Origin of the sequence: Streptomyces parvulus, from assembly GCF_014648855.1 — a bacterium.
Taxonomy (GTDB): domain Bacteria; phylum Actinomycetota; class Actinomycetes; order Streptomycetales; family Streptomycetaceae; genus Streptomyces; species Streptomyces parvulus.
The window spans coordinates 19,367-31,779 of record NZ_BMRX01000029.1; the positions used below are offsets into that span (position 1 = coordinate 19,367).

At 72.9% G+C, this 12,413-nt stretch carries 11 protein-coding genes, 1 pseudogene and 1 riboswitch; of the genes and pseudogenes, 7 read left to right on the forward strand and 5 right to left on the reverse strand.

What is annotated here, in order from left to right; genetic code table 11:
* Nucleotides 1-42 precede the first annotated feature (42 nt).
* Genes aztC through aztB form a run of 3 tightly spaced genes read right to left on the reverse strand, consistent with a single transcriptional unit; the run spans nt 43 to nt 3,147 of the window.
* Nucleotides 43-1,005, reverse strand: a complete 963-nt coding sequence (aztC, locus tag IE108_RS34055; protein ID WP_064730937.1) for a zinc ABC transporter substrate-binding protein AztC — start codon at nt 1,003-1,005, stop codon at nt 43-45.
* Complete coding sequence (locus IE108_RS34060) at nt 1,002-2,240, reverse strand: hypothetical protein (protein WP_064730936.1); 1,239 nt, start codon at nt 2,238-2,240, stop codon at nt 1,002-1,004. Before IE108_RS34060 ends, aztC begins: the two co-directional genes overlap by 4 nt.
* A 10-nt stretch (nt 2,241-2,250) precedes the next feature.
* Nucleotides 2,251-3,147, reverse strand: coding sequence for a zinc ABC transporter permease AztB (gene aztB / locus IE108_RS34065; protein ID WP_064730935.1), 897 nt, complete (start codon nt 3,145-3,147; stop codon nt 2,251-2,253).
* Nucleotides 3,148-3,161: 14 nt separating this feature from the next.
* On the opposite strand from aztB, the gene aztA reads away from it, so the two are divergent.
* A complete protein-coding gene (gene aztA / locus IE108_RS34070; protein ID WP_079163749.1) occupies nt 3,162-3,905 on the forward strand; it encodes a zinc ABC transporter ATP-binding protein AztA in 744 nt (247 codons plus the stop codon).
* 62 nt (nt 3,906-3,967) lie between these two features.
* A riboswitch (cobalamin riboswitch) is annotated at nt 3,968-4,189 on the forward strand.
* Between the two features lie 167 nt (nt 4,190-4,356).
* Nucleotides 4,357-6,675: a 5-methyltetrahydropteroyltriglutamate--homocysteine S-methyltransferase gene (gene metE / locus IE108_RS34075; protein WP_064730933.1), complete on the forward strand. Its 2,319-nt coding sequence runs from the start codon at nt 4,357-4,359 to the stop codon at nt 6,673-6,675.
* A gap of 68 nt (nt 6,676-6,743) precedes the next feature.
* On the opposite strand, the pseudogene IE108_RS34080 reads toward metE, so the two are convergent.
* Nucleotides 6,744-7,068 (reverse strand): annotated as a pseudogene (locus tag IE108_RS34080) (ferric reductase-like transmembrane domain-containing protein); the annotation flags it as partial.
* Entirely contained in the window at nt 7,069-8,109 is a 1,041-nt protein-coding gene (locus IE108_RS34085) for a hypothetical protein (protein WP_064730932.1), read from the reverse strand.
* Nucleotides 8,110-8,275: 166 nt separating this feature from the next.
* Here IE108_RS34085 and IE108_RS34090 point away from each other — a divergent pair, with 166 nt between their 5' ends.
* From IE108_RS34090 to IE108_RS34110, 5 genes are all read left to right on the forward strand, one after another.
* Nucleotides 8,276-8,950 carry a TetR/AcrR family transcriptional regulator gene (locus IE108_RS34090; protein ID WP_064730931.1) on the forward strand — a complete coding sequence of 225 codons (675 nt, stop codon included), beginning with the start codon at nt 8,276-8,278 and terminating at the stop codon, nt 8,948-8,950.
* 169 nt (nt 8,951-9,119) lie between these two features.
* A complete protein-coding gene (locus IE108_RS34095; protein ID WP_159394645.1) occupies nt 9,120-10,181 on the forward strand; it encodes a hypothetical protein in 1,062 nt (353 codons plus the stop codon).
* 142 nt (nt 10,182-10,323) lie between these two features.
* Entirely contained in the window at nt 10,324-10,758 is a 435-nt protein-coding gene (locus IE108_RS34100; protein WP_064730929.1) for a cold-shock protein, read from the forward strand.
* Nucleotides 10,755-11,699, forward strand: a complete 945-nt coding sequence (locus tag IE108_RS34105; protein WP_162494715.1) for an endonuclease/exonuclease/phosphatase family protein — start codon at nt 10,755-10,757, stop codon at nt 11,697-11,699. The genes IE108_RS34100 and IE108_RS34105 overlap by 4 nt, the downstream gene beginning before the upstream one ends.
* Before the next feature lie 130 nt (nt 11,700-11,829).
* Nucleotides 11,830-12,413, forward strand: a 584-nt coding sequence (locus tag IE108_RS34110) for a LacI family DNA-binding transcriptional regulator (RefSeq protein ID WP_189397833.1), incomplete at its 3' end; no start/stop codon positions are given.

A 12,413-nucleotide genomic window follows, 5' to 3' on the forward strand; every position in this document is an offset into this window, starting at 1 on the left:
ACGGCCGGCGTGTTCGGTTCGCCGGTCCGCGGGGAGGCTTGTTCAGTCGCCGGTGAGGCCCTCGGCCATGGCCGAGGTGTTGGCGCGCATCATCTCCAGGTAGGTACCGGCGCCCTTGCCCTTCTCGGTCAGCGACTCGGAGTAGAGGGAGACGACGTCCACGTCGCCGCCCATCTCCTGGCGCAGGACCTCCGCGAGCTTGGTGGGCTGGGAGGAATCGGCGAATACGGTGCGCACACCGGCCTCCTCCATGGCCCGGGTGAGGGAGCGCAGGTCGGAGGAGCTGGGTGAGGCGAGGGTGGTGCCGCTGGGGATGACGGCGCCGATCACGCGGAGGCCGAAGCGGTCGGCGAGGTAGCCGAAGACGTGGTGGTTGGTGACCAGGGCGCGCCGGTTCTCGGGTACGGCGGCGAAGGACTTCTCCATCCAGGCGGTGAGGTCTGCGAGTTGACCGTCGTAGCGTGCGGCGTTGCTCCGGACGGCCTTCTCGTCCACACCGTCGACGTGTTCGGTGATCTGGTCGGCGATCAGGCCGGCGGCCTTGCGTACCCGGTCGGGGTCGGTCCAGAAGTGCGGGTCGGGCTCCCCGGACTCCTGTTCGGGGCCGCCCTCCTGCCCGGTGTGGAAGGTGAGGGGATCGGCCGCCTCGCCTGCCGCGAAGGTGGCCACGCCGGATTCACGGGCCGCCTCCACGTGCCGCAGTACGTTCTCCTCCAGGCCCAGGCCGTTGTGGACTACCAGGTCCGCGTTCTCCAACTCGGCGGCCTGCACGGCCGACAGGCCGAAGGAGTGCGGGTCGGCGTTGGGCTTCATCAGCACCTTGACGTCCGCCTCGTCCCCGACGATCTCGCGGGTGATGTCGCCGAGGATGTTGGTGGTCACCACGATCCGAGGCCGGTCGCGGTCGCCGCCCGCGCAGCCGGTCGCCGTAGCGGCGAGGACGGAGAAGCTGATCAGGGCCACCAGCGCGGCACGGATACGCGCCGCGCCCACCCGCACGCTCATCGGCCCGTCTCCGCCATCAGGACCGGCCGGACGTCCAGGTCGAAGGTGCGGGCCACCCGGAGGCCGTCGTTGTAGTCGATCTCGTACACGCGCCTGCCCGAGGGGTCGTTGAGGTAGGCGCGACTGCGGTCCACCTCGATCACCGGCGTGGCGGTGCCGTCGGACGCCGCTTGGGGCAAGTCCTTCACCAGCGGTTCGGTGACCGTCGTCTCCTTGCCGGCGGATATGTCGTAGCCGTGCAGGGCTCCGTCGCTCTCCAGGACCACCAGCGGCGAGCCCTCGCCGGCGGTGTTGGCGGCGACCACGGGGCCGGTCTCCACCCGGGTCCAGGAGCCCTGGGTCACGTCCAGGACCCAGACGGCGTCCTTGCCCGCGGGCGCCGTGAGGGTGCTGCTGCCCGGACGGTGCCGGAACGCGGCCGCGCGCTCCTCCCGCGGCACGTCCTCGCCGTAGGGGATCCTCTCGGCGGTGAAGGCGCCGTCGTCCTCGTGGACGAGCAGGGCGCCGTCGGCACAGCCGAGGACGACGCCGCGCCGGGTGACCGCGTCGCCCCGCGGGTCCTCGCACTCCGCCTCGGGGCCGGCGACTCGCTTGCCGGACCGGTCCAGCACGGCGATCCTCGCGGGGCCGCCGCTCCCGCCGGTGAGGGCGACGAGGTGTTCCGCGTACGGCACGACGGGACCGGCGTAGGTGCCCGGGAGCCGGGCGGGGGTGCCGACGGAGCCCTTCTCCAGCTCGGCGCGTGGGTAGACGCTCGCCTTGCCGCCCGCCGTCGTGACCACGGTGACGCCCGCGTCTCCACGCACGCTCGTGCCGGTGCCGCCCGGGAGTTCGCCGGTCTCCCGGATCTTCGCGCGGTAGTAGTGGACGTGGTCTCCGTGGTCGACCATCCACGCGCCGCTGTCGAGGACTCGGGTGCCGTCGGGGCCGTGGAAGTAGCCGAAGCGGCCGTCCGTGGACAGGGCGGTGGCTCCGGGCCCGCGGGCGGTGTCGTGGACCTTGCCGGTGATCAGGTCCAGCACCCGGGTGTCGCCGGTCTCGGGGTCGCCGAGCAGGAGCCGGGACTGCTGCTCGGCGGCCTCGGTGGCACCTTCGACGTAGCCGTGCGGGGTGGCGGAGGAAGCGGGGCTCCCGGCACCGGGGTCGGCGTCGTTTTCGCCTCCGCACCCGGCGTTCAGGAGGATCACCGCCGCCAGTGCCGGGGCCAGGAGGGTGGCGTTTCTTCGGACGGGCAAGGAGATCGCCTCAGGTTTCGTTCGGTCGGGCCGTGGCGGCGTGCGTGGTGAGGGAGGCGCCGCGGACGGTGGAACCGTCGCGGCGGGTGCGTCGGCCGTGCCGCAGGGCGGACGCCAGGTGGGACAGGAAGAAGAGGCCGACGGCGAGGGCGGAGACGGTCGCGCCGGCCGCGGTGCTCAGGTGCCATGACAGGAGCAGGCCGCCGAAGGTGGCGGCGGTGCCGAGGGCCGCGGCCAGGACCATGACGCCGCCCACGCCGCGGGCCCAGGGCAGGGCCGCCGCCGGCGGGGCGATGAGCAGGCCGAGGACGAGGAGTGTCCCCACGATGTGGAAGGAGGCCACGATGGCCAGGGCCAGCAGTCCGAGCAGCACGGCGTGCGCGAGCCGGGGGCGCAGACCCAGGGTCCGGGCCTTGCGTGCGTCGAACGCCAGGGCCAGGAAGGCCCGGTGACCGAGCACCGACACGGCCAGCGCGAGGAGCAGGGCCGCCCCGAGCAGGGCCAGATCGCCGGAACGCACGGCGAGGACGTCACCGAAGAGGAAGCCCGTGAGGTCCACCGCGAAGGACTGCGAGCGCGACACGATGATGACGCCGAGCGACAGCATGCCGACGAACAGCAGGCCGATGCCGGTGTCCTGGGACAGCCTCGGGGTGCGGCCGAGCGCGGTGACGCCGGCCGTCATCACGGCCGCGCTCACCACCGCGCCGACCAGCAGGTTGCCCCCGAGAAGCGCCGCGACGGCGACCCCCGGCAGCAGCCCGTGGGACATGGCGTCGCCGAGGAAGGCCATCCCCCTCAGCACCACCCATGTCCCGGCGAGGGCGCAGATCGCCGACACCAGGATCCCGGCCCACAGGGCACGCTGCACGAAGGCCGCCTCGAAGGGGGCCGTCAACCACTCCATACGATGACCCTACAATGACAACCATGTTCAATAACAAGTCCCTGCCGCCACCGGACGGCGCCCCGGCGAAGGAGCGCGTGCGCTTCCGTGACCTGAGCGCGGGCTACCCCGGCCGGCCGGTTCTCCGCCAACTGAGCGCCGATATAACGGCTTTGTCGATGACCGCACTCGTCGGCCCCAACGGAAGCGGGAAGTCGACGCTGCTCGGCGTCCTCGCCGGGGTGATCACGGCCACATCCGGCCGGCTCCAGTACGGGCGGGGAACCCCACCCGCCTTCGTCCCCCAGCGGGGCGCCGTCGGCGACACGCTCCCCCTCACCGCCCGCCAGACCGTGGAGATGGGCCGCTGGGGCGAGCGGGGGCCGTGGCGGCGGCTGACCCGGCGGGACCGTGCCGTGGTCGACTCCGCCATGGAGCGGCTGGGCGTCGCCGACCTCGGCGTCCGCCAGCTCGGAGAGCTGTCCGGCGGCCAGCGCCAGCGCATCCTGATCGCCCAGGGCCTCGCCCAGCGGTCCGACCTGCTGCTCCTGGACGAGCCGACCACCGGGCTCGACCCCGGGGCGCGCCGGCGGATCACCGCCCTGCTGACCGGCCTGGTCGCCGACGGCACCACCGTCGTCCAGGCCACCCACGATCTCGAGGCCGCCCGCTCGGCCGACGCCTGCCTGCTCCTCGGTGACGGACGGCTGGTCGGACAGGGGCCGCCCGCGCAGGTCCTCACCCCGGAGGCGCTGTCCCGGATCTGGCAGCCGGCCTGAGGAGGCCTGCCCCGCTCTTCCGGAATCTGGACGGTGCTCCTGTTTTCCCGGTGGCACCCCGTAGGGTGACCTCAGCAGCTGGTTCGCCCCGTCCGCCAGGCGGGGTGTCGCAAGAGGGAACCCGGTGGGAATCCGGGACTGCCCCGCAGCGGTGAGCGGGAACGACCGCCGTCATACGCACTGGGTCCGACGTACCGGGCCCGGGAAGCGACGGCCAGTAGGTGTCCTCCGGTACGGAGGGCGAGCCCGCGAGTCCGAAGACCTGCCAACTGCCCTCGCTCGGAACGTTCCGTGCGTGGACATCCCGGTGACCTCGTGGGCGGGTCGGCGTACACACCAGACGGAAGTCCGTGCCCCCGCGCACGGCACAGGGTCCGTCAGGTTCGTCATCCCTTCGCGCTCTCGTCCCGTCTCCGGGATCTCAGGGATTCATCTCGCGAAGGAGATCTCCGTGACACCGAAGTCCGCAGCCGCGGCAGCACGGGCCACCGTGTACGGCTACCCCCGCCAGGGTCCGAACCGTGAACTCAAGAAGGCCATCGAGGGCTACTGGAAGGGCCGCGTCACCGCCGACGCCCTCCACGCCACCGCCGCGGAACTCCGGCGGAGCAACCGGCAGCAGCTCGCCGACGCCGGCATCCACGAGGTGCCCACCGGCGACTTCTCGTACTACGACCACGTCCTCGACACCACCGTCATGGTCGGTGCCGTCCCCGAGCGCCACCGCGCGGCCGTCGACGCCGACGCCACGGACGGCTACTTCGCGATGGCCCGCGGCACCCAGGAGGTCGCTCCGCTGGAGATGACCAAGTGGTTCGACACCAACTACCACTACCTGGTCCCCGAACTGGGACCCGGCACCGTCTTCACGGCGGACTCCACCAAGCAGGTCACCGAGCTGAAGGAAGCCCTCGCCCAGGGCCTCACCGCCCGGCCCGTTCTGGTCGGCCCCGTCACCTACCTCCTGCTGGCCAAGCCCGCCCCGGGCGTGCCGGCCGACTTCGAGCCCCTGACTCTCCTCGACCGTCTGCTGCCGGTGTACGCCGAGGTGCTCGCCGACCTGCGCGCGGCCGGCGCCGACTGGGTGCAGCTCGACGAGCCCGCCCTGGTGCAGGACCGCACCCCGGCCGAGCTGAACGCCGCCGAGCGCGCCTACCGCGAACTCGGTGCCCTCACCGACCGGCCCAAGCTGCTGGTCGCCTCGTACTTCGACCGGCTCGGTGACGCGCTCCCCGTGCTGGCCAAGGCGCCGGTCGAGGGGATCGCGCTGGACTTCACCGAGGCCGCCGCCGACAACCTGGAGGCGCTGGCCGCCGTCGGCGGACTCCCCGGCAAGCGTCTGGTCGCCGGTGTCGTCAACGGCCGCAACGTCTGGATCAACGACCTCCAGAAGTCGCTGTCCACCCTCGGCACCCTGCTCGGGCTCGCCGACCGCGTCGACGTCGCCGCTTCCTGCTCCCTGCTGCACGTGCCGCTGGACACGGCCGCGGAGAAGGACATCGACCCGCAGATCCTGCGCTGGCTGTCCTTCGCCCGGCAGAAGACCGCCGAGGTCGTCACTCTCGCCGAGGGCCTGGTCCGGGGCACCGACGCCATCACCGGCGAACTCGCGGCCAACCGTGCCGCCCTCGCCTCCCGCGCGGGATCCCCGATCACCCGGGATCCCGCCGTCCGCGCCCGCGCCGAGGCCGTCACGGACGCCGAAGCCCGCCGCTCCCAGCCGTACGCCGAACGCGCCGCCGCCCAGCGCGCCCACCTGGGACTGCCGCTGCTGCCCACGACGACCATCGGTTCGTTCCCGCAGACCACCGAACTGCGGACCGCACGCGCCGATCTGCGCGCGGGGCGCATCGACACCGCCGGGTACGAGGAGCGCATCAAGACGGAGATCCAGGAGGTCATCTCCTTCCAGGAGAAGACCGGGATCGACGTACTCGTGCACGGCGAGCCCGAACGCAACGACATGGTCCAGTACTTCGCCGAACAACTCACCGGCTACCTCGCCACGCAGCACGGCTGGGTCCAGTCCTACGGCACCCGCTACGTCCGCCCGCCGATCCTGGCCGGCGACATCTCGCGGCCCGAGCCGATGACGGTCCGCTGGACCTCGTACGCGCAGTCGCTGAGCGACCGCCCGGTCAAGGGCATGCTCACCGGCCCGGTCACCATGCTCGCCTGGTCCTTCGTCCGCGACGACCAGCCCCTCGGCGACACCGCCCGCCAGGTCGCCCTCGCCCTGCGCGACGAGGTCGGCGACCTGGAGGCCGCGGGGACGTCGGTAATCCAGGTCGACGAGCCCGCGCTGCGCGAGACGCTGCCGCTGCGGGCCGCCGACCACGCCGCCTATCTGGCGTGGGCGACCGAGGCGTTCCGGATCAGCACCAGCGGGGTGCGGCCGGACACCCAGATCCACACCCACATGTGCTACGCCGAGTTCGGGGACATCGTCCGAGCCATCGACGACCTCGACGCCGACGTGATCAGTCTGGAGGCCGCCCGCTCGCACATGCAGGTCGCCCGGGAACTCGCCGCCCACGGCTACCCGCGCGAGGCCGGGCCCGGTGTCTACGACATCCACTCCCCCCGCGTCCCGAGCGCCGACGAGGCCGCGGACCTCCTGCGGACCGGCCTGAAGGCCATCCCCGCCGAGCGGCTCTGGGTCAACCCCGACTGCGGACTCAAGACCCGCGGCTGGCCCGAGACCCGCGCCTCCCTGGAGAACCTGGTCACCGCCGCCCGCACCGTCCGCGGCGAGCTGCCCGCCTCCTGACGGAGCGGCACGTCGGGCCGGGGCGAGCTCCGGCCCGACGTCGGTGCGCGGAGTGCCGTGGGCGCCCGTCAGTCCGTCTCCTGGGTGTGCGGGGCCGTCGCCGGCGGGTGGTTCGGGCGGTCCCGCCCGCCGTCGCGGCCGGTGACGGCCACGACGACCAGGCCGACGACGACGGCCGCGGCGGCGACCCGTGCCACCGCCCGCAGCCACCATCCCGACCCGGCCGCCGCCCCGCGTGTGCCACACGCTGAGCACGTAGACGACGATGACGAAGCGGTGCAGTCGGCGCCAGGTGTTCGCTCCGATGCGGTACCGGACGTAGAACAGCAGCCCCAGCGGAATCGCCAGGTACAGGGCACCCCGGGGCGGAGGTGTGGAGGAAGGTGCGCTCCCTCACGCCGCCGGAGCCGCGGCGGTCTTCCTGCCCCGGCGCTGGTCCGCCGCGAGGACGAGGGCGAGACCGGCGACGGCCCACACACCCAGCACGAGCGCCGGACCGCCGGCCCCGGTGCCGTCGTAGAAGGCGTTGGCCCGCAGCAGGCTGCCCGAGGCGCCGGGAGGCAGGAGCCGGCCGAGGGTGGACCAGCCGTCGGGCAGCCAGTACGGGCCGGTGGTGAGGCCGGAGAGCGGGTTGCCGAGGAACATCATGACGACGGAGCCGGCGCCGAAGCCCGCGTATCCGAGCAGCGACTCCAGACCGAGCAGGGGGATGGCGAGCGCGGCCATGCCCAGGCCGAGGCCGAGCGAGGTGACCCAGTAGTCGCCGTCGAGCGTGCCGATGCCGAACTGGAGGACGGCGGTCACGGCGGCCCCGCCGGCCAGCGCGAAGGCGACGACCCCGGTGAGACGGGTGCGCAGGTTGGCGTGGCCGGGGAAGAGCTGGAGCAGGGCGATGGCGGGGAGCATGCCGCCGAGGACCATCGGCAGCGCGGCCGAGGCGAGTCCGGTCCCCCGCGGATCGTCCTCGGGGAAGGGCACCACGTCGTGGACGGTCGCGGAGACGTGCCGCTGTTCGGCGAGTGCCGTGCCGAGTCCGCCGACCGCGTTGCCGATCAGCTGGCCGCCCGCCGACGCGGTGTAGACGGTCACGCCGTCCTCACCGAGGGCGAGGCCGCCCACGGCGTCGCGGTTCTCGATGGCCCGGGTCAGCGCCCGGGGGTCGTCGTACGCCGTGACCTCCCAGTCGTCGCCGGAGAGCTGCTTCTGGACGGCGGCCACCGCGGACTCGGGGCCGGTCACGCCCAGCGGGGCGTGGTGCGGGCCGCCGGCCGCGGACGGCAGACCGAAGGCGCACAGCATGAGGGTGACCGCGGCGGTCAGACCGACGACCACGACGGCCAGTTTCGCCACGAGCTTGCGGCCACCGGGCGGCTCGGCGTGCGAAGTCTCGCCGTTCGACTCTCGGGCGGTGGTGGTGTCGGAGTTCACGGACATGGCAACCGTTCCATGGGAGTGCCCGCCCCGGCAGACGGAGTCGGAGACGGTGGACAGAGGGCCGGTCACGCCCGATGGCTCCGACGGCCGGCACAACTCAGCATACAGTGAGTTCATCACGTGATGAGTTTTCGGGCCGGGCGGTCGGAGCGGGCATGATGGGGGCATGGAGAGCGTCAGCGACATGCGCGAGCGGGGTGAAACCGGCCATGAGCAGGCCGGGACCACGGCGGGGACGGCCCCGGCGGCCGGTGCGGCGGCCAAGCACGCCGGAGGCCGGCGGCCCGGGGAGACCCGTACCCGGGAGGCGATCCTCGGAGCCGCGCGGGTCTGCTTCGCCGAGCGGGGTTTCGACGGGACCAGCCTGCGCCGCATCGCGGAGACGGCGGGGGTCGACCAGGCGCTGGTGCACCACTTCTACGGCACGAAGGAGAGCCTGTTCCTCCAGGCGCTGGAGCTGCCGGGCAGGATCCAGGAGGCCATCACCGCCGCGGCCCGGGGCGAACGCGCCGGGGTCGGGGAACGCATGGTGCGCGCCCACCTCTCCGTGTGGGACGACGTGTCGTCGCGCCCGGCCCTGATGACCATGGTGCGCTCGGCCGCGATTCACCGAGCCGCCGCCGCCCGGCTCCGCGAGACCGCGACCGGCGTCCTGGCGCGGGCACTCGGCGGCGTGATCACGGGCGAGGACGCGATGCTTCGGACGAGCATGGTCGCCACGCAGCTCGTCGGGCTCGCCATGATGCGCTACGTCGCAGTGCTCGAACCCCTCAGCTCGGCCGACACCGACACCGTGGTCCGCTACTACGGCCGCGCCCTCCAGGCGGTCGTGGACGACTGACCGGGGCCGGGTCCCCAGGGCGCCGGTCCACCGGACGGCCCGCCTCGCGGCTGCCGCCGGGGCGCAGTCACCTACCCGGGAGTCTGCCCTTGCGGACCTGGTCCGGGCCCCCGGCATCCCCTATACCGGTCCCGGGGAGCCCCGCCCCGCAGGTACCGGAAGGAGCAGCATGCACGCCACGGCACGCGCCGAGGAGCCGCGTCGCACCCCGTCGGCGTCCGCGCCGCGACTGGAGCGGAGTCCTCGGCACGGCATGCTCCACCTCCAGAACGCCGCCGGCAACGCCGCCGTCGCCTCCGTCGTGGCCCGCAGCGGTCTCCCGGTGCAGCGCGCGAAGGACGAGGCGGCCGGCAAGGCACCCGCGGCGGAGGCCGACTACGCGCCCTTCACGTTCAAGAACTTCCAGTTCGTCAACCTGAACCACGCGGGAGAGAAGTACCGGGACAAGGCCGTCCGGCTGCTCGCGCTGCTCGACAAGCACGCGTCGATCCAGAAGTACGTCGGCGGCCGGCCGTGCCGGATCACGCTGCAGATGCGCGGCATGGAGAACCCCACCCCGGCGGACATCAGCGACAAGGGCGCGACGGTCGAGATCAACCTCGCGAGCTACTACTTCGAGAAGTACGACATGGGTTACATCGCCGGCATGCTGTCGCACGAGTTCGGCATCCACCCGATGGCCGCGCGCGTGGCGGGCATCGGTGACGAGGAGGAGGCGTTCACGGGCTTCCCCATGCTCGTACCGGGGCTCGAGGGCAAGAACCCTCCCCGCACCATGAGCACCGAGGGCGCCAAGGAGAAGGAGCACATCTTCGGCGCCTCCCCCGACCGCAAACGCCACCAGGCGTACCGCGACGTGGCCCTGGAGATGGCGACCGCACTGTACGAGCAGGTCAAGGAGCAGGAGGAGGGAGCGACGGAGAAGGACGTGACGGACCTCCTCGACTGCTTCCTCATGGACGTGGCCACGATCGCCGTGGGCAACGACGACCGGAAGGCCGCGGGCAAGGAGCCCTCCAACGTCGCCACGGTCTACAACCGGTACAAGACCCTGGTCCGGGACGGCCTGGCGGAGAACAGCCCGATCAAACCGCTCTTCCCGGCGAACAAGGGAGTCCTGGGCGTGCTGGGCGACTTCGCGACGCTGGCCTACCGCATCACCAACGGCAACAAGGGCGACAGCATCCAGCAGCCCGCCGAACCGAAGGTGCCCGCGTCGACCTCGGCGTGACCGTCGACCTCCGTGTGACCAAGGGGGCGTCGACGGGACCGCGCCAACGGGACGAAGAGCGCCGAACGGTGCTGCCGACGGTCGGAGTTACCATCCAGGGGAGTCGTCGGGGCTCAGCGGTGCGACGAGGTGCGGGGTCGAGATGGCGGTCGGCAGGGTGGTCAGGTTCGACGGGGTGCGGGGGTACGGGTTCATCGCCCCGGAGGGCGGCGGGGAGGACGTCTTCCTGCACGCCAACGATCTGCTGATCCCGGAGACCTCCGTGCGTACCGGGGCCTGGGTGGAGTTCGACGTGGAGGAGGGCGACCGGGGGCTCAAGGCGTCCTCCGTCCAACTGGCCGAGGGGGCACCGGTCCACGCGGCGCCGCAGCAGGCTCCCGCTCCGGTGCGCCCGGCGATGCCCTCGTTCCACGAGGCCGAGGAGCCCACCTGCGACGTGCTCCGGGCGGCGGAGTTCTCGCAGGAGATGACCGAACTCATGCTGAGCGCGGCTCCGTCGATGTCCGGCGAGCAGATCCTGCGGCTCCGGCAGCGACTGGTCGAGTACGGCAGGAAGCACGGGTGGGTGGAAGGCTGAGCGCCGACGAGGCGACGGGGTGGTGGACTTGGAGGCGCGGGCGGGTGACCGCCGGGGTGGCCGTGTGCACCGCCCTGCTCCTCGCGTTCCACCGGGCGGTCCCCGGCGGGCCGGGGAGTCTGCTGGAGTCCTTCCTGCCGTGGCTCGGCGTGGTGGTCGTGGTGCTGCTTCCGCTGGGGGCGGCCCGGCGGTCGGCCCTCGCGCTGATCGCCCTGCTGCTTCCGGTGGCGGCCTGGACGTACCGGTTCGGCCCGCTGCTCCTGCCGGCACCGGAGCCACGCGCCGGGGACCTCGTCGTCGTGCAGCACAACGTCAGCGACGAGAACACCGACCCGGCGGGGACGGCCCGCGCGCTGGCCCGTGCGGAGCCCGGCCTGATAGCGCTCCAGGAGCTGGTGGAGCCGGCCCGGACGGTGTACGAGCGGACCCTCGCCCGCGACTACCCGTACCGGACGGTCCGGGGCACGGTCGGCCTGTGGTCGAAGCATCCGCTGTCCGGAGCGCGGCCGCTGGACATCCGGCCCCGGGGCGTCACGGAGGAGTGGGAGCGCGGGCTGCGGGCCGTGGCGCACACGCCGCGCGGCGAGGTCGCCGTGTACGTCGCGCATCTGCCGTCGGTCCGGGTCGGGTTGTCCGGACTCGCGTCGTCCCGGCGGGACGAGAGCGCCCGGCTGCTGGGCGACGCCGTGGCCGCCGAGCCGACGCGCAGGGTGGTCCTGCTGGGCGACCTCAACGGCACCGTCCACGACCGTGCGCTGGCCCCGCTGACCGACGAGCTGAACGCGGCCCGGCGGGGCCTTTCCCCGAGCTTCCCGGCCGCCTTCCCGGTGGCGCGGATCGACCAGGTCATGGCCCGCGCCGCCACCGTCGAGAGCCTCCGCACCCTGGACGCCACCGGAAGCGACCACCTGCCCGTCCTCGCGCGGATCACTTGGGAGTGAGGGCGGGGACCGGGGGCGTCCTGCGCCCCGGACGCGGCCCCGGCCGCCGCCCCGGCGGGGGTCGCGGCCCCGGCCGTCCGAGGCGACCGGCGAGCAAGCCGCTTGCGGTGCTTGCGTTAGCCTTTCACGTGTGACGCGACGACTTGCCCAGGTGGCGAAGAAGGTTGGGGTCAGCGAGGCCACGGTCAGCCGGGTGCTCAACGGCAAGCCCGGTGTCTCCGACGCGACTCGGCAGGCCGTGCTGAGCGCGCTGGACGTCCTGGGCTACGAGCGCCCCACCCAGCTGCGGGGCGAGCGGGCCCGGCTGGTCGGCCTGGTCCTGCCCGAGCTGCAGAACCCGATCTTCCCCGCGTTCGCCGAGGTCATCGGCGGTGCGCTCGCCCAGCAGGGGCTGACGCCGGTGCTGTGCACCCAGACCAAGGGCGGCGTCTCCGAGGCCGACTACGTCGAGCTGCTGCTCCAGCAGCAGGTCTCCGGAGTGGTCTTCGCGGGCGGTCTGTTCGCGCAGGCGGACGCGCCGCACGACCACTACCGGCTGCTCGCCGAGCGCAACATCCCGGTGGTGCTGATCAACGCGTCGATCGAGAACCTCGACTTCCCGTGCATCGCCTGCGACGACGCGGTCGCCGTGGAGCAGTCCTGGCGGCACCTGGCCTCGCTCGGACACGAGCGCATCGGCCTCGTCCTCGGCCCCTCGGACCACATCCCGTCCCG